We start from the raw sequence: 17,179 nt of genomic DNA, 5'->3' as shown, positions 1-17,179 counted from the left end.
GCCATGGCCACCATCGGGCGACGCGCCTACGCGGAAATCTTCGGCCCCACCGTGGGCGACCGCGTGCGGCTGGCCGACACCGAGCTGCTGATCGAGGTCGAGGCCGACTACACGCTGCGCGCCGGCGGCTACGGCGAGGAGGTCAAGTTCGGCGGCGGCAAGACGATCCGCGACGGCATGGCGCAGTCGCAGCGCGCGCGCGCGCAGGGCGCGGTCGACACCGTCCTCACCAACGCGCTCATCCTCGACCACTGGGGCATCGTCAAGGCCGACATCGGCCTGAAGGACGGCCGCATCGCCGCCATCGGCAAGGCCGGCAATCCCGACGTGCAACCGGGTGTCGATATCGTGATCGGCCCGGGCACCGAGATCATCAGCTGCGAGGGCAACATCGTCACGGCGGGCGGCATCGACAGCCACATCCACTTCATCTGCCCGCAGCAGATCGAGGAGGCGCTGGCCTCGGGCGTGACGACCATGCTGGGCGGCGGCACCGGCCCCGCCACCGGCACCTTCGCGACCACCTCCACGCCCGGGCCCTGGCACATCGAGCGCATGCTGCAGGCGGCCGACGCGTTCCCGATGAACCTCGGCTTCCTCGGCAAGGGCAACGCGAGCCTGCCCGGGGCGCTGCACGAGCAGATCGAGGCCGGCGTGATCGGCCTCAAGCTGCACGAGGACTGGGGCACCACGCCCTCGGCGATCAGCAACTGCCTCGACGTGGCCGATGCCACCGACACGCAGGTGGCGATCCACAGCGACACGCTCAACGAATCGGGCTTCGTCGAGAACACGATCGCGGCCGTGGGCGGCCGCGCGATCTGCGCCTTCCACACCGAGGGCGCGGGCGGCGGCCATGCGCCCGACATCCTGCGCGTGGTGGGCGAGGCGAACTTCCTGCCTTCGTCGACCAATCCCACCATGCCCTACACGGTGAACACGCTCGACGAACACGTCGACATGCTGATGGTGTGCCACCACCTCGACGCCGGCATCGCCGAAGACCTGGCCTTCGCCGAGTCGCGCATCCGCAAGGAAACCATCGCCGCCGAGGACGTGCTGCACGACCTCGGCGCGATCAGCATGTTCAGCTCCGACAGCCAGGCCATGGGCCGCGTGGGCGAGGTGGTGCTGCGCTGCTGGCAGACCGCGCACAAGATGAAGCTGCAGCGCGGCACGCTGCCCGAGGACAGCGCGCGCAACGACAACTTCCGCGCCAAGCGCTACGTGGCCAAGTACACGATCAACCCCGCGATCGCGCACGGCATCGCGCACGAGGTGGGTTCGATCGAGGTCGGCAAGTGGGCGGACATCGTGGTGTGGAAGCCGGCCTTCTTCGGCGTGAAGCCCTTCACCATCATCAAGGGCGGCAGCATCGCGATGGCGGCGATGGGCGACCCCAACGCCTCGATTCCGACACCGCAGCCGGTGCACTACCGCCCGATGTTCGGCGCCTATGGCGGCTCGCTCGCGAAGGGGTCGCTGACCTTCGTCTCGCAGGCCGGGCTGGCCGCGGGCATCAAGGAGCGCTACGGGCTGGCGAAGAACCTGGCGGCGGTGAAGAACATCCGCAACGTGCGCAAGAAGGACCTGATCCACAACGGCTACGCGCCGAAAATGGAGATCGATGCGCAGACCTACGCGGTGCGCGCGGACGGGCAGTTGCTGACCTGCGAACCGGCGAAGCTGCTGCCGATGGCGCAGCGCTACTTCCTGTTCTGAGACGGAGCCCGAAAGTCCGGCGCGGCACGCCGGCTTGACAGGCTGCGTATCCTTGAAAGCATCGTTCCTGTCTTCAGACGCGCCACGCGTCCCACCGCACCATGCTCACCGCCAACAAACTCATGCCCCAGGGCCGCGGCCTCGCGCCCGTGCTGCTCAAGCGCGCCGCCACCATCGAACTCGACTGGGACGTGCGCCAGAAAAGCCGTTTCGACGCCACCGATTCGCAGGGCCGGCAGATCGGCGTGTTCCTGCCGCGCGGCACGGCCGTGCGCGGCGGCGACGTGCTGGTGGCGGAAGATGGTTCGCTGGTGCGCGTGATCGCGGCGCCGCAGCCGGTGTTGCGCATCACGCACTGCACGGCCCACGGCACGCCCTTCGACCTGACGCGCGCGGCCTACCACCTGGGCAACCGTCATGTGCCGATCGAGCTCAAGCCCGACCACCTGAAGATCGAGCCCGACCATGTGCTGGCCGACATGCTGCGGTCGATGCACCTGATCGTGGTGGCGGTCGAGGAGGCCTTCGAACCCGAGGGCGGGGCCTATGGGTCGCACGAGCATTCGCATGGGGGTGGGCATAGCCATGACCATGATCACTCGCATGGTCATGCGCACTCTTCGGGGCCGAAGCCGCTGGTGTTGGCGCCGGAACTGCTCGATGGTCACGACCACTCTCACTGAGATGGGGGCTGGGTTCTCTGTTCGAGGCCGTTTGTTTCGGTGGGCGGGCGCACGCCGACGGGGTACTCCCCTCCGCGAATGTCCCCCGCCCTTCGGGCTCCTCCTTTATTTCGCTGCGGGGAGTACCCCATCGACGTGCGCCAGACGCGCCGTGCTTGATCGACCGGCACCACCGCTGCGCTTCTCGTGCACAGGGCAGTGGGTGCTTCCCGCAGCGAAATAAAGGAGGAGCCGAAGGCGGGGGACATTCGCGGAGGGAAGTACCCGCTGTCCTGTGCACGCGCCCCGGACCAGAACAACCGATGCGCCACCCTTCGGACGTGAGCCGACATGGCTGACACACCACAGCCCCAAAGCCTCCTCCAGCTCATCTGGCTCGCCTCCCCCGCCCTCCCGGTCGGCGGCTTCTCGTACTCCGAAGGTGTCGAGGCCGCCGTCGAATGGGCCGGCGTCGACACCGAGGCCAGCGCGGCCGAATGGCTGTCCGACCAGTTGCACCTGAGCTTCACGCGCGGCGACCTCGCGCTGGTCGCGCAGGCCATCGCCGCCTGGCGCGCCGACGACAAACAGCGCATCCGCACGCTCAACGACTGGGTGCTGCAGACGCGCGAATCGGCCGAGTTCTTCCTGCAGACCGAACAGATGGGCCGCTCCTTCGTCGAATGGCTCAAGCTGCACCATGCCGACACGGCCGAGGTCTTCGCCGGCCTGCCCGCGAGCTATCCCGTGGCCTTCGCGTTCGCGGCCCACCGCTCGGGTGCTTCGGTGCACGACGGCTGCCTGGCCTTTGCCTTCGGCTGGGCCGAGACATGGTTGCGGCCGCGGTCAAGGCCGTGCCGCTGGGGCAGAGCGCGGGACAGCGCATCCTCGGGCGGCTCGCGCAGGAGATTCCCGCGGCCGTGAACCATGCGATGCAGCTGTCGGACGACGATCGGCAGGCCTTCGCACCGCTCCTGGCCGTGCTGTCGGCGCGGCACGAAACCCAGTATTCGCGGCTCTTCCGCAGCTAGATTCTTTTCTTCACGCACCCACCATGACCTCCGCCCTGCACCACATCCCCAACCGCACCAAGAAGCTGCCGCCGCTGCGCGTGGGCATCGGCGGCCCCGTCGGCTCGGGCAAGACCACGCTGCTGGAGATGCTCTGCAAGTCGATGCGCGACAGCTATGACCTGGTCGCGATCACCAACGACATCTACACCAAGGAAGACCAGCGCCTGCTGACCGTGGCCGGCGCGCTGCCGGCCGAACGCATCATGGGCGTGGAGACCGGCGGCTGCCCGCACACCGCGATCCGCGAGGATGCCTCGATCAACCTCGAGGCCATCGACCGCATGCTCGAGGACTTTCCCGATGCCGACGTGGTGTTCGTCGAATCGGGCGGCGACAACCTCGCGGCCACCTTCAGCCCCGAGCTCTCGGACCTCACGATCTACGTCATCGACGTGGCCGCGGGCGAGAAGATCCCGCGCAAGGGCGGCCCCGGCATCACCAAGAGCGACCTGTTCGTCATCAACAAGACCGACCTCGCGCCCTACGTGGGCGCCAACCTCGACGTGATGGAACAGGACACGCAGCGCATGCGCCGCCAGAAGCCCTACGTGATGACCAACCTCAAGACCCTGACCGGCGTGGCCGAGGTCGTGCGCTTCATCGAGGAGCGCGGGATGCTCAAGACGGCCTGAGGCCGTCGCTTCACAGCTCGCTGCCGTCGCGCAGCTGGCGCTGCTTGTAGACCAGCCGCACGCTCGCGCGGCGCGGATCGCCCACGCGCTGCACGTAGACGTCCATCTCGCCGCTGCTCCAGGCCGCATAGGCGCTGCCCGGATCGTTGGCCGCGAGCTCGGCACCGAAGGCACCGCGGCCCCACTGCAGCAACTCGGCGAAGGCCGCGCCGCCGCCATCGGGCAGGCCTTGCGCCGAGGCCGCGTACTCCACGCGCCGCAGCTGCGAATCGGCGAAGAAGAAGGTCGGCTCGAACACCAGCCCCGCCAGGGCCTGGGGCGCGCCATGCCAGCTGCCCAGCAGGCCGCCCGCGAGCCGCTGCGGCCGCGCTACGCGCTCGGCCGAAGGCAGCGCGGCGCGCAGCTCGTCGGCGGACATGCCGAGCCGCACGCCGGGCGGCAGCGCTTGCGCCTGGGCGGCGAGGCTTGCAAGACAGAGGGCACCGGCGCCGAGCAGGCGCGCTACGGGTGAAGAGAAGGAAGGAATGGACATCGGGCAACGACGAAACGGGCGACAGCGGCCTGTGACCCGCAGTATCGCCCCGAGTTCGCGACGGCACCGTGTAACTGCCGATACCCGACCCATTCGCCCTTTGTAGACTGGGCCGATGACCCCTCAAGACGTGCTCGACCACTACGACCGGGCCGCGCTGTGGCCCGCCGATCGCCCCGACCGCACTGCCGCCGGCCTGCCCGCCGCCTATGCCGACGCGCTCGCGCTGCGCGCCCTGCGGCTCGCGCGCGGCGAACGGCCCGTGGGCTACAAGGTCGGCTTCACCAACCGCACCATCTGGCAACGCTATGGCGTTTTCGCGCCCATCTGGGGCCCGGTGTGGCACACCACGCTGACGCTGTGCGACGGCCGAGGCAGCGTCGACCTCGCGGGCACGGTGCAGCCGCGCATCGAACCCGAGGTCGTGTTCGGCATCGCCGCCACGCCGCCCCAGGGCGCCACGCTCGAGCAGCTGTTCGCCTGCGTCGAATGGATCGCGCCGGGCTTCGAGATCGTGCAGTCGCACTGCGAAGGCTGGAAGTTCGGCGCCGCCGACACCGTGGCCGATGGCGCGCTGCATGCGCGCCTGCTGGTCGGACGGCAGCGGCCGCCGCGCGACTTCGCGAGCGACGGCGCGGCGCTCGATGCGCTGCTCGCGCGCACCCGCCTGCGGCTGTCGCGCGACGGCACGCAGGTCGAGGAAGGCACGGGCGCCAACGTGCTCGACGGCCCGCTGCATGCGCTCTTGCACTTCCTGCACGAGCTGCAGGCCTGTCCCGGCGCGCCCGCGCTGCGGCCTGGCGAGGTGGTCACCACCGGCACCTGGACCGACGCCTGGCCGATCGAGCCCGGCCAGGTCTGGCGCAGCGAATTCGACGCGCCCTTCGACGGCCTCGAAGTCACGTTGCGCTGAGCGCGCGGCTCAGCCGGCCTTGCGGAAGGTCAGGTTGATGCGCACGCTGCCCAGCAGCGGATGCGGCTTGTCCTTGAGCGGCAGCACGCCATGGAAGCGCAGCCGGTCGGGACCGCCCCACACCACCACGTCGCCATGCGCGAGCGGCACGCGCTCGACCGCGTCGCCGCGCGCGAGCCCGCCGAACTGGAACACCGCCGGCATGCCCAGCGACACCGAGACGATCGGCGCGCCATGGTCGCGTTCGTCGCGGTCCTGGTGCAGCGAGAGCCGGGTGCCGGGCTCGTAGCGGTTGACCAGGCAGGCATCGGGCGCGAAGCCCGCGAAGCCCGCCGTCTCGGCCGCCTCGCGCGCGAGCCGCGCGAACGCGGCGGGCATCGCGGGCCAGGGCTTCTGCGACAGCGGATCGATCGCGTCGTAGCGGTAGCCGCTGCGGTCGCTGACCCAGCCCAGCGGCCCGCAGTTCGTCATCGCCACCGACATGGTGTAGCCGCCGGGCGTGACCAGGTGCCGGAACGGCGACACGCCCTCGATGCGCGGCAGCGCGGCCAGCAACTCGCTCGCGAACGGCAGCGCGAAGCCGCGCAGCACGCAGGCGCCCGGGCCCAATGGCTCGGGTGCGCGAAACGGTTCGTCGGTGGCGGGGAAGAGCTCGAGGGTCATGGCGGATACGGCCCTCGAAAATACCGCAAGCCGGCGTACCGGGTCCGGCCGGTTCCGGACATCCGGTGCCGCCGCGGTGGTTCTCAGGCCGTCTCGAGCATGCCCGCGAGCCGCGCCGCGATCAGCCCACGGGCTTCGGCCATGATGCGGTCGACCAGCTCCTGCACGGTCGGCACGTCGTGGATCAGGCCCGCCACCATGCCGCAGCTGAAGGCGCCCGCGTCCACGTCGCCCTCGATCATCACGCGCGGATAGATGCCCGCCACCTGGTCGTGGATGTCCGAGATCTGAAGGTCCGCGCCCTTCGCGCGCTCGATCGCCAGCAGTTCCTCCACGCCCTTGTTGTTGAGCACGCGCTCGGTGTTGCGCAGGCCGCGCATCACCAGCCGCGTGTCGAGCTCGCTGGCGGCGACGATCGCGCGCTTCACGTTTTCGTGCACCGGCGCCTCCTGCGTGGCGATGAAGCGCGTGCCCATGTTCATGCCCTCGGCGCCGAGCGCGAGCGCGGCCACGAGGCTGCGGCCGTCGGCCATGCCGCCCGAGGCGACGAAGGGAATGCGCAGCTCGTCGGCCGCGCGCGGCAGCAGGATCATGTTGGGCACGTCGTCCTCGCCCGGATGGCCGCCGCACTCGAAGCCGTCGACGCTGACCGCGTCGCAGCCGATGCGCTCGGCCTTCAGTGCATGGCGCACCGAGGTGCACTTGTGGATCACCTTCACGCCGGCCGCCTTGAGCGCCGGCATGTGCTCCTCGGGGCTGCGACCCGCGGTCTCGACGATGCGCACGCCGCCCTCGATGAGCGCGGCGATGTACTCGGGATAGGGCGGCTTGGAGAAGGTCGGCAGGAAGGTGAGGTTCACGCCGATCGGCTGGTCGGTCATCTCGCGGCAGCGCGCGATCTCGCGCGCCAGCAGCTCGGGCGTCTTCTGCGTGAGGCCGGTGATGATGCCGAGGCCGCCGGCATTCGACACCGCGGCCGCGAGTTCCGCGAAGCCCACGTAGTGCATGCCGCCTGAATGATCGGATGGCGAATGCCGAAGAGTTCGGTGATGCGTGTTTTCATGGTCGATGAGGGTGGAGGAAGAGGACGGGGAACGCGGCGCTTTCGCTCACCAGCGTTCCATGTACGGACGCAGGTCGAGCTCGAAGGTCCAGGCATCGCGCGGCTGCGTGTGCAGGTGCCAGTAGTTCTCGGCGATGTGCTCGGGGTTCAGGATGCCGTCCTCCGCCTTCAGCGCGTAGCGCTCGGGGAAGCTGGTGCGGATGAACTCGGTGTCGATCGCGCCGTCGACCACCACGTGCGCCACGTGGATGTTGCGCGGCCCCAGCTCGCGCGCCATGCTCTGGGCCAGCGCGCGCAGCGCATGCTTGGCGCCCGCGAATGCCGCGAAGTTGGCGGCGCCGCGCAGGGCCGCGGTGGCGCCCGTGAAGATGATCGTGCCGCGGCCGCGCTCCACCATGCGTTTGGCAGCTTCACGGCCGTTGAGGAAGCCGCCGAAGCAGGCCATTTCCCAGATCTTGAAGTACTTGCGCGCGGTCTCCTCGAGGATGCTCGAGGGCACGTTGGCGCCGATGTTGAACACCAGCACCTCGACCGGCCCGACCTCGCGCTCGACCCGATCGAACAGCGCGATCACCTCCTCCTCCTTGCGCGCATCGGAGCCGAAGGCCACGGCCTTGCCGCCGGCCGCCTCGATGCTCTCGACCAGCGGCTGCAGCTTCTGCGCGTCGCGCCGCGTCACGCAGGCGGTGTAGCCGCCGGCCGCGAAGCGCCTGGCGATCGCCCCACCGGTGGAATCGCCCGCGCCGATGATCAGCGCCACACCGGCGCCCGCATTGCCCTGGCTCATGTCGTCTCCTTGATTGAACGCTCGTGGACCAAAGCACGGTAAAGGAGAGGCATCGGGCTGTCAATCGAGCGCGCGACAGCATTCCGGCGGTGCATGCGGCGCATGCGGCCGGCGCGGTTCAGTCCAGGTGGTTGCGCTCGATGTCGCGACGGGTCGAGTTCAGGATGTCCTGGCGCGTGCGGTCGTTCTCGACCACGCGCGCCATCAGCAGCGCGCCCACGCACTGCGCCATCACGGCCCAGGCCGCGTCGTCGTCGCCCTCGAGGCGCTGGCTCCAGGCCTTGTGCAGTTTCTTCAGGCCGCGCTCGACCGCCGCGCGCACGGCCGGGTCGGAGCGCGCGATCTCGGCGCCCAGCGCGGGCAGCGCGCAGCCGGTCTCGGGGTGCAGGGCATGGGCGCTGCTGAGGTAGCTCTTGAGGCAGCGCGCCACATGGTCGGGCGGCGAGTCGGGCGTGCCCGCGAGCATCTGCGGCGCTGTTCTCCATCTCGCGCTCGATCAGCGCCGCGAACAGTTCGCCCTTGGAGCCGAAGTGGCTGTAGAAGGCGCCGCCCGTGAGGCCGATGGCCGACATCAGCGCATCGACGCCGGTGCTGCTGAAGCCCCCCTTCTTGGCGATCGCTCGGCTGCTCTCGAGCAGCTTCTCGCGGGTCTCTTCCTTGTGGTTGGGGGCGTAGCGCATGGCGGTTCCTCGGCGCGGGATTCCGGTGGACAGGACGAAGGGAAAAATAACATACGATCGTTCAGCCATCCTGACGACTGGCCATCGATCGCTGCTCGTTTTCCCGGGTCCCTTGCAAGGCCCGCGCCCGCTGCGGAAGCCTCTTTCAGGCCGCCGGCGCACCGATCCCGAGCAATTCCTTCACCAGCACGTACTGCGCATCGAGCATCGAGGTGCCCAGCGAGATGCGGCAGCCGCGCGCTTGCGCCGCGGCCAGCAGCGGCGTGATCGCGGGCGTCATGATGATCTCGGCCACGTCGGTGCCGGCCGCCAGGTGCGCCAGGTGCGCCACGTCGAGCGGCAATGCATCGCCCTCGTGCATGCCCATCGAGGTGGTGTTGACCACGAGGTCGAAGCCGCTCGGATCGTTCGTGCCCGCGCGCGCGCTGCAGTCCGGGTACGCGGCGGCCACGTCGGCCGCCAGCGCCTCGGCCCGCTCGTTCGTGCGGTTGTGGATCACCAGTTCGCGCGCGCCCGCCTCGGCGATGCCGAAGGCCACCGCGCGCCCCGCGCCGCCCGCGCCGAGCTGCAGCACGCGGCGCCCGCGCAGCGCGATGCCCTGGACCGCGAGCCCGTCGACGAAGCCGCGGCCGTCGAGGTTGTCGCCCGTGAGCCGGCCCTCGGCGTCGCGCCGCACGAAGTTGACCGCGCCGATGCGCGCCGCGCGTGGCGTGGTCGCGTCGAGCAGCGGCAGCACCGCGATCTTGTGCGGGATGGTCACGCCGAAGCCGAGCACGTTGCGCATGCGGCGCAGCGCGTCGATCACGGTCGCGAGGTCGGCGGGCGCCACGTGCAGCGGCGACACCGCGATGTCGAGGCCCTCGGCCGCGAAGCGGTCGTTGAGCCGCAGCGAGCCCACCACGTGGGCCACGGGATCGGCCAGCATCAGCATGATGCCGGTGCGGCCGGTGATGCGCATCTCGGTCATGGCGAGGCTCAGGCGGGCAGCTCGAACGGGGCCGGATCGAGGAAGCGCCGCAGCACGTTGCCGGTGATGCGGCTCACGTTGTTGTCGTAGCCGTTGTGGCTCAGCGAGAGCACGTAGGAGATCGAGCCGGTGGAGAACACCGCGCCGCCCCTGGCGGTCTCGAAGAACACCATGTCGGCGCGCACCAGCGCGTTCTGCTCGCCGTCGAGGCCGTGCACCGTGGTGCGGTACTCCTCGGGCGTGGGCAGCGCGCCCGGGCCCAGGCCGTGCGAGGTCGCGAGCATCACCGCATGCGGCGGCGAACCGAGGCCGACGTCGAAGCGGTCGATCTCGATGCCGACCGCGCCGCCGATGCGCACGCCGTAGTCGCCGATGCGCTCGCCCTGCGCGATGCCCTCGACCGCGAAGGCCACGCGCGCGTCGGCCGCATCGGGCGTCAGCAGGTAGTAGCCCGCGTGGTCGTAGACCATGGCCGAGAAGCCCACGCCGATCAGCTTCTGCGGCGCGAAGCCGCTGTGGCGCCACAGCGCGCCGGGCTCGCCGGTGCCGGCCAGGTGCACCTCGCCGGGCTGCGATTCCCAGGTCCGCGTGCCGGCCATGCCGCGCCGCACCTCGACCGCGGCCGGTGCCTTCGGATGGAAGGCGCAGCGCCAGTAGAAGCCGTTGGCGCCGAGCGCGAGGTGGCGCCCGCCCGCATTCTGGAAGGCCATGATGCCGTTCATCATCGCCTCGCTGTAGTACTCGGGATGCGACAGCGTCGCCAGCACGCGGTAGCCCGCGAGCGCGCCCGCGCCCTGGCGGTCGAGCTCGACGTCGGTCACCACGTCGTAGTCGATGCCCTTCTCCTCGAGCCAGTCGAGGAAGTGGCTGTCGATCGCGAGGTTGCCGGGCTGCGAGCGCGGCCGCATGTTGAGCACCGGGCGCAGCCACGAGCTGTAGGCGCGGCCACTGCCGTCGATGTGGTGGTCGTAGGTCGACTGGCCGACCTCGGGATGTTCCTGCAGGTAGATGTCGTCGCCGGTCAGCATCAGCAGGCGCTCGGTCAGCACCTCGAAGTGCACCGCATGCAGCCGCAGCGCGCTGTTGGCGTAGGCCATGTAGGTCATGCTCGCGGCCAGCACCGCGAGCGGCGCGCGCTTCGCATCGGCCGCGGGCGTCACGAAGAAGGTGATGAAGGTCTCGGCCGCGCTGCCGTCCACGGGCCGCAGGCGCAGCGCATGGAAGCCCGACTTCCAGTCGGCCGGCACGTCGAGCTCGAGCGTCGCGGGCCAGCCGCAGTCGTAGATGTCGTCGCTGTGGAAATGGATCGCGCCGTACTCGCGCGGCGCCAGCCGCCAGTCGTGCACGTCGCCGGTCCAGTGCACGCCGGTCATGCCGCGGCAGGGCAGCTGGTGCAGCCGGCCGTCGAGGCGGTTGGGCGAGCGGTCGAGCACCTCGAGCGTGTCGATGCCGTGCGAGAAGTCCCAGCAGGCGATCAGCGCGGCATCGGCCAGGCCCGGGCGCGCGAGGTCGTCGCAGCGGCGCAGCGCGTCCACGCCCAGCAGGCCCTCGGCGATGCGCGGTGCCTCGATCTTGCCGTCGTAGTGCGCGCCGCAGCGGTCGCCGGTGGCCGACAGCGCATGCGCGGCCACGGTCAACGGGCCCTGCGAATCGAGGCGCCAGCCGCCGGACTTGGTCGCGCGGGCCTCGCGGCGCTGCTCGGGCAGCGCGCCATCGGCCAGCCGGCATTGCGACAGCACCATCTCGCCGGTCGTCGCATCGAGCGCGCCCTGCACCCAGTACCAGCGGCGCTGTTCGAGCGGCGCATCGGTCTTCAGCTCGATCGCGCCATCGGCACCGCCCACGCGCAAGTGCAAGCCCTCGCGCGACACCTGCAGCGCCCAGCCGCGGCCGCTGTCCTCGCACCAGCGCGCGAGCACGGTCTGCGGCGTGGCCAGCAGCCGCGTCGGCCAGACGTAGCAGCCGAACGAGAACGCACCCTCGGGCGCGAAGCGCGCATCGGCGGGCACCGACATGAAGGAGCCGCAGGGCGCCTCGTGGAACGCGACCGCATGCACGCCGTCGATCGGCGATGCGAGCTCGCGGTACTTGATGCCGGGCCCGGTGGCGTCGGCGTCGGCGCAGCGCACGCGCACGAACTTCACGTCGGCCTGCTGCCTGGCTTCGCTGCTGAGATCGGAATCGGATGCGTTCGCCGGCGCGCACGCTGAGGGTGTCGGGGTAGCCGACGAAGGCATTGGTGTCGATGGGGGCGCTCATGGTCGTCTCGCGGTGTGCTTCTTCAATCCAGCTTCAGCTCGGTGCCGGTCAGCGCCTTCCAGCGCAGGCCGAACACATGCCACTCGGCGTCGTCGAGCGACTCGAACACCACGTCGTGGAACACCTTGACCTTCTGGCCCCGCTCGTCGGGCATCTGCGCCAGCGCCCAGCGGCGGCCCGGCTCGACCATCACCAGCAGATAGCGGCCGGGGAAGGCGCCCCAGCGCATGCGATGCAGGAGCTTCTTCAGTTCCTCGCTGTGCGGTCCGCGGATGCAGCCGCGGAATTCGCGCGCGAGGTCGGTGCGTTGGGGGTCGAGTACGTAGCGCGCCGCGTTCGGGTCGCTGGTGTGGTCCATCATGGGGTGGGAGGCTTTCTGCCGGTCGGTGGCGGCTGGTTGCGCAGCGCGAGCAGTTCTTCGGCGCGCGCGGGATTGGCGTCGATCTCCCGAGCACGCGCACGAAGTCGCGGCCGCCCTCGATCAGGTCCTGCTCGATGGCGTGGCGCACCATCGCGGTGTCGCGCTGCTGCAGCCCGCGCAGCACGTTCACGTGCTGGTGCTCGGTGTCGTAGGTCGGGTGGCCGTGGGGATAGAGGAAGTTCATCATCGGCCCCACCTGCACCCAGATGCGGTCCAGCAGCTCGGTGAGCTGCGGCATGCCCGAGTGGCGGTAGATGCCGAAGTGGAAATCGAAGTTGTGCTGCAGCGCGGCGCGGTAATCCTTGGTCTTCTCCGCGCGCACCAGCAGCCGGTGGCTCTCGGTGAGCTGCTTGATGGTGGCGTTGTCGAGCAGGGGCACGGCACGCTCGGCCGCCAGCGGCTCGAGCGCGAGCCGGATGTCGCGCAGCTCGAGGTACTCGGCCAGCGAGAGCTGGCGCACGCGGATGAAGTAGCCCTCCTTCATCTCGAGCGCGCGGTCGCGCACGAGCTGGATCAGGGCTTCGCGCACCGGCGTCTCGCTGGTGCCCATGGTCTTGGCCAGCTCGCGGATCTTCAGGCGCTGGCCCGGCTGGAAGGTGGCCGACATCAGCTGCTCGCGCAGGTGCTCGTAGATCTGGCTCGCCAGATTGGTGCGTTCGACCACGTTGATGACCGGGGTTGCCATGAGCTTCTCTCTCCTTGATTGCGTGTGTGCCGGGAATCGCGCGGCGGCGTATTGTGGCCCTGCCGTGGCCCCGCGAGCGGCACGCACGCGATCGGGATCAGCGTCCCAGCCAGGCGATCCAGCGGTCGCGCAGCATCTGGCGGTTGTTGCCGATCCACTCGTAGTCGGCCACGATCAGCTTGTCGAAGTTCTCGGCCGAGGTCGCGAGCATGGCGCGGCGCTCGGGCGGGAACAGGCTCGCGGTCTTGCCGTTGCCGGTGTCGTAGTTGACGGCATTGACGAAGTTCACGTGCTGCTCGGGCGCCGAGGCATAGAAGAAGTCCAGATAGGCCATGGCCGCCTTCGGGTGCGGCGCGCCCTTGGGGATCGACATGTAGCCGACGTCGCGCACGGCGCCGTCCCACGACACGGCGATCGGCACCTTGGCGTTCATCAGCGAGATCAGGCGGCCCGAGTAGCCCATGCTCATGACCACTTCCTTGTTGCGCATGATCTGCTGCAGCTGGTCGCCGCTCTTCCACCAGACGGCCACGTTGGGACGCAGCTTGTCGAGCTTCTTGTAGGCGCGGTCGAGGTCGAGCGGGAACAGCTTGTCGGGCGCGACGCCGTCGGCCAGCAGCGCCGCCACCGGCACCCACCATTCGCGGTCGCCGGTGTCGGGCAGGCCGCGCGGGCCGGGGAACTTGGCCGTGTCCCAGAAGTCGGCCCAGGTCTTGGGCACGTTGGCGCCCTTGAAGGCCTCGGTGCTGTAGCCGATCTGCATGCCGCCCACGGTGCGCATCACGCCGTAGGTGGTGCAGGCGCCCTTCACGCCGTTGGCGGTGACGTTGGGCAGCTTGCTGCAGTCGATGGCCTGCAGCAGTTCCTTCTTCTGCACCAGGTCGGGCGGGGTGGCGGTCACGATGTCGAACTCCATGCCACCGCTGCGCGACATGGCCTGCACCTTGGCCCACTGGTCGGGCACCTCGATGGCGGCGGGCACCACCTCCACGCCCTTGGCCTTGGAGAACGGGGTGTAGAAGTACTGCACCAGCGTCTTCTCCATCAGGCCGCCGGTGGTGGCGATCACAAGCTCCTTCTCGAGCCCCTGCGCCGAGGCGCCGGTGAACGCCGCGCAGGCGAGCAGCGCGAGGGCGGCACCCTTGCTTCGAGCCAGACATTTCATCATCGCGAACTCCTTGTGAGTGAGGACCAGGAAAAAACGGGGGGTGCGCTCATTCGGCGCGGCGCCGGCGCTCGAGCACGCGCAGCAGCGCCACGGCGATCAGCACCGCGATCGACAGCAGCGTGAGCAGGGTGGCGATGGCCGGTATCACGGGCGTGAGGTTCTGCTCGATGTCCTCGAACATGCGCCGCGGCAAGGTGCGCTGGCGCACGCTCGAGACGAAGAACGAGACCACGGGCTCGTCGAAGGAAATGATGAAGGCGAACAGCGCGCCGCTCAGCAGGCCCGGCACGATCAGCGGCAAGGTCACGTGGAAGAAGGCGCGCGCGCGGCTCGCGCCGCAGCTCATGGCGGCCGACTCGAGGTCGGGGTCGACGCGCGACAGCGCGGCCGAGACCGTGAACACCACGAAGGGCAGCGCCAGCACCGTGTGCGCCGCCACGAAGCCGGCCAACGAACCGACCACGCCCAGGCGCTGGTAGAACAGGTAGCAGGCCACCGCCACCGCGATGTGCGGCGCGATCACCGGGCCGATCACCATCAGCTGCGTGGCCGAGCGGAAGCGCTCGGTGCCGCGCACGATGGCGTACGACACCATGGTGCCGATGACCACCGAGCAGACCATGGTCAGCGCCGCCACCTGCAGGCTCAGCAGTGCCGCCTTCTGCCACTGCGGATCGCCGAAGAACTCCTGGTACCAGTGCAGCGTGAAGCCGCTGGGCGGGAACTCGAGGAAGTCGGCCGGGCTGAAGGACATCGGCACGATGATCAGCGTGGGCACCATGATGAACAGCACCACCAGCCAGACGTAGGCGCGCAGCGAGAAGGCGCCCAGGTCGAAGGGCGCCCGGTGGCGCACGGTGTTCTCGTTCTTGCTCATGCGCCGCCCCCGATCAGCCGGTTGAAGCTCACGGCCTTGTTGAAGACCATGGTCAGCGTGGCCACCACCACCATCAGCACGCCGATCAGCGCGGCAGCGAAGGGCCAGTCGAGCATCTCGCGCACCTGCTGCGACACCAGCGTGGCGATCATCAGCTCCTGCGGGCTGCCGACCAGCGCCGGCGTGACGAAGAAGCCCAGCGCCGAGAGGAAGACCATCAGGCAGCCGCTCCACACGCCCGCGCGGCTCATCGGCAGCAGCACCTCGAAGAAGGCGCGCCGCCGGTTGGCGCCGAGCATGGCGGCCGCGCGCATGTAGTCGTCGGGAATGTTCTTGAGCGCCGAGTAGATCGGCAGGATCAGGAAGGGCAGCAGCACGTGCGCCATCGCGAGCACCACCGCACCCTCGGTGTAGAGCAGCTTCACGGGTTCGCCCGTGAGGCCCAGCCACTGCAGCGCGTTGTTGACGATGCCGTCGCGGCGCAGCAGCACGATCCAGGCGGCCGTGCGCACCAGCACGCTGGACCACAGCGGCAGCAGCACGCAGGCCGTGAGCAGCGCGGCCACCGCGCCCTTCACGCGCGTCATCATGTAGGCGATGGGAAAGCCCAGCACCAGCGCCAACACGGTGGTCAGCAGGCTGATCCAGCCGGTGCGCAGCATCACGCGCACGTAGACCGGGTTGTCGAACACGCGCGCGTAGTTCGCGAGCGTGGGATGCGGTTCGAGCACGCTGAGCGACAGCAGGCTCAGCAGCGGATAGACGAACACCAGCAGCAACAGCGCGAAGAAGGGCGCGAGCAGCACGGCCGAGGCCGCCACGCTGAGCTGCCGGCCGCCGAGCCACAGGCGCGAGAACGCCGAGGGCGAGGCCGCGATGACGGGCGCGGTCGCCGTGCTCATGCCGCGGCCACCTCGTCGCCATAGATGCGCAGCGCATCGGCGGGCCACAGCAGGCCGACGCGGTCGCCGGCCGCGAGCGCGACGCGGCTCGGGTCGGGCAGCCGCGCGCGCAGCTCGGTGCCGTCGGACAGCTGCGCGATGCACAGCACGGTGGAGCCGCTGTAGATCACGCCGCTCACGGTGGCGCGCAGCGCGGCCGGGTCCTCGGGGCTGCCGATCACGATCTGCTCGGGGCGCAGCGCGGCCACGGCACGCCCGCCGGCGGCCACGCGGCCCACCAGCGCATCGGTGCGCACCTCGCGCGGGCTCGCGCCGCCGGGCAGCTGCACCAGCGCGCCCTGGGTGCGCAGCGGGCCGATCTCGGCCGGCATGAAGTTGGTCTCGCCGATGAAGCCCGCGACGAAGCGCGTGCGCGGCCGCTCGTACAGCGCCTTGGGCGCATCGAGCTGCTGGATGCGGCCCTGGTTGAGGATCGCCACGCGGTCGGCCATGGTCAGCGCCTCGCCCTGGTCGTGCGTGACGAAGACCACCGTGATGCCGAGTTGCGACTGCAGCCGCTTGATCTCGAGCTGCATCTCCTCGCGCAGGTTCTTGTCGAGCGCGCTCAGCGGCTCGTCCATCAGCAGCACCTTCGGCTTGTAGACGATGGCGCGCGCCAGCGCCACGCGCTGCTGCTGGCCGCCAGAAAGCTGCGCCGGCATGCGCTTGCCGTAGCCCTCGAGCCGCACCGTGGCCAGCGCCTGCTCGGCCAGGCGGTGCCGCTCGGCGCGCGCCACGCCGCGCATCTTGAGGCCGAAGGCCACGTTGTCGAGCACCGAGAGGTGCGGGAACAGCGTGTACTTCTGGAACACCATGCCGAGGTTGCGCTGGCTCGCGGGCAGGTAGGTGACGTCGCGGCCGTCGATGGCGATGCTGCCGGCATCGGGCAGCTCGAAGCCCGCGATGCTCATGAGGATCGAGGTCTTGCCCGAGCCGCTGGGCCCGAGCAGCGCGAGGAATTCGCCGGGCTGCACGCTCAGCGACACATCGTCGACCGCGCGCACCGCGCCGAAGCGCTTGGCGAGGCCGCGGATCTCGATGCCGGCACCGCCGACGCGTTCGGAGCCCGCAACGGGCGGTTGGGTTGCCGTGGATGCCATGCTGCGGATTCCTCTGGGTGCGTGCGGGAGTGCG

General features: G+C 69.9%; 15 protein-coding genes and 3 pseudogenes. 5 read left to right on the top strand and 13 right to left on the bottom strand.

Going from position 1 to position 17,179, the window contains the following annotated elements; genetic code table 11:
- The first annotated feature begins 3 nt into the window (after positions 1-3).
- The 4 genes and pseudogenes from ureC to ureG all read left to right on the top strand — a co-directional run bounded on the left by ureC (position 4) and on the right by ureG (position 4,089).
- Positions 4-1,722 (top strand): urease subunit alpha, encoded by a 1,719-nt coding sequence (gene ureC / locus ACHMXE_RS17250; protein WP_395350342.1) that lies wholly within the window; start codon positions 4-6, stop codon positions 1,720-1,722.
- Positions 1,723-1,823: 101 nt separating this feature from the next.
- Positions 1,824-2,405 carry an urease accessory protein UreE gene (ureE, locus tag ACHMXE_RS17245; protein WP_093341069.1) on the top strand — a complete coding sequence of 194 codons (582 nt, stop codon included), beginning with the start codon at positions 1,824-1,826 and terminating at the stop codon, positions 2,403-2,405.
- A gap of 330 nt (positions 2,406-2,735) precedes the next feature.
- Positions 2,736-3,415 (top strand): annotated as a pseudogene (locus ACHMXE_RS17240) (urease accessory protein UreF).
- A 23-nt stretch (positions 3,416-3,438) separates the two neighbouring features.
- The gene (ureG, locus tag ACHMXE_RS17235) at positions 3,439-4,089 is read left to right on the top strand and encodes an urease accessory protein UreG (RefSeq protein WP_093341072.1); all 651 of its coding nucleotides are present in this window, start codon (positions 3,439-3,441) and stop codon (positions 4,087-4,089) included.
- A gap of 10 nt (positions 4,090-4,099) precedes the next feature.
- Here ureG and ACHMXE_RS17230 read toward each other — a convergent pair whose 3' ends face one another.
- The gene (locus tag ACHMXE_RS17230) at positions 4,100-4,621 is read right to left on the bottom strand and encodes a hypothetical protein (protein ID WP_281080884.1); all 522 of its coding nucleotides are present in this window, start codon (positions 4,619-4,621) and stop codon (positions 4,100-4,102) included.
- A gap of 115 nt (positions 4,622-4,736) precedes the next feature.
- Between ACHMXE_RS17230 and ACHMXE_RS17225 the strand changes: the two genes are divergently transcribed.
- Complete coding sequence (locus tag ACHMXE_RS17225) at positions 4,737-5,534, top strand: 2-keto-4-pentenoate hydratase (RefSeq protein WP_395350341.1); 798 nt, start codon at positions 4,737-4,739, stop codon at positions 5,532-5,534.
- Positions 5,535-5,543: 9 nt separating this feature from the next.
- On the opposite strand, the gene alkB is transcribed toward ACHMXE_RS17225, so the two are convergent.
- The 12 genes and pseudogenes from alkB to ACHMXE_RS17165 all read right to left on the bottom strand — a co-directional run bounded on the left by alkB (position 5,544) and on the right by ACHMXE_RS17165 (position 17,145).
- Positions 5,544-6,197 (bottom strand): DNA oxidative demethylase AlkB, encoded by a 654-nt coding sequence (gene alkB, locus ACHMXE_RS17220; protein ID WP_395350340.1) that lies wholly within the window; start codon positions 6,195-6,197, stop codon positions 5,544-5,546.
- A gap of 83 nt (positions 6,198-6,280) precedes the next feature.
- Positions 6,281-7,260 (bottom strand): annotated as a pseudogene (locus ACHMXE_RS17215) (NAD(P)H-dependent flavin oxidoreductase).
- Between the two features lie 46 nt (positions 7,261-7,306).
- Positions 7,307-8,047 carry an SDR family oxidoreductase gene (locus ACHMXE_RS17210; RefSeq protein WP_395350339.1) on the bottom strand — a complete coding sequence of 247 codons (741 nt, stop codon included), beginning with the start codon at positions 8,045-8,047 and terminating at the stop codon, positions 7,307-7,309.
- Positions 8,048-8,165: 118 nt separating this feature from the next.
- Positions 8,166-8,513, bottom strand: coding sequence for a hypothetical protein (locus ACHMXE_RS17205; RefSeq protein ID WP_395353108.1), 348 nt, complete (start codon positions 8,511-8,513; stop codon positions 8,166-8,168).
- Positions 8,514-8,604: 91 nt separating this feature from the next.
- Positions 8,605-8,727: pseudogene (locus ACHMXE_RS17200) on the bottom strand (TetR/AcrR family transcriptional regulator); the annotation flags it as partial.
- 145 nt (positions 8,728-8,872) lie between these two features.
- Positions 8,873-9,694, bottom strand: a complete 822-nt coding sequence (locus ACHMXE_RS17195; RefSeq protein WP_395350338.1) for a shikimate dehydrogenase family protein — start codon at positions 9,692-9,694, stop codon at positions 8,873-8,875.
- Between the two features lie 8 nt (positions 9,695-9,702).
- Entirely contained in the window at positions 9,703-11,838 is a 2,136-nt protein-coding gene (locus tag ACHMXE_RS17190; protein ID WP_395350336.1) for a N,N-dimethylformamidase beta subunit family domain-containing protein, read from the bottom strand.
- Between the two features lie 111 nt (positions 11,839-11,949).
- The gene (locus tag ACHMXE_RS17185; protein ID WP_395350335.1) at positions 11,950-13,059 is read right to left on the bottom strand and encodes an FCD domain-containing protein; all 1,110 of its coding nucleotides are present in this window, start codon (positions 13,057-13,059) and stop codon (positions 11,950-11,952) included.
- A 97-nt stretch (positions 13,060-13,156) separates the two neighbouring features.
- A complete protein-coding gene (locus tag ACHMXE_RS17180) occupies positions 13,157-14,227 on the bottom strand; it encodes an extracellular solute-binding protein (protein WP_093341086.1) in 1,071 nt (356 codons plus the stop codon).
- Between the two features lie 46 nt (positions 14,228-14,273).
- Positions 14,274-15,104, bottom strand: coding sequence for an ABC transporter permease (locus tag ACHMXE_RS17175; protein ID WP_203202689.1), 831 nt, complete (start codon positions 15,102-15,104; stop codon positions 14,274-14,276).
- Positions 15,101-16,006, bottom strand: coding sequence for an ABC transporter permease (locus ACHMXE_RS17170; protein WP_395350334.1), 906 nt, complete (start codon positions 16,004-16,006; stop codon positions 15,101-15,103). Before ACHMXE_RS17170 ends, ACHMXE_RS17175 begins: the two co-directional genes overlap by 4 nt.
- Positions 16,003-17,145: an ABC transporter ATP-binding protein gene (locus ACHMXE_RS17165; protein ID WP_203202691.1), complete on the bottom strand. Its 1,143-nt coding sequence runs from the start codon at positions 17,143-17,145 to the stop codon at positions 16,003-16,005. Before ACHMXE_RS17165 ends, ACHMXE_RS17170 begins: the two co-directional genes overlap by 4 nt.
- Between the last annotated feature and the right edge of the window lie 34 nt (positions 17,146-17,179).

The sequence above is a fragment of the Variovorax sp. UC122_21 genome (genome assembly GCF_044056785.1).
Taxonomy (GTDB): Bacteria; Pseudomonadota; Gammaproteobacteria; order Burkholderiales; family Burkholderiaceae_C; genus Variovorax.
The sequence above is the reverse complement of the archived record's forward strand: the minus strand, read 5'-3'. Positions and strand labels throughout refer to the sequence as shown.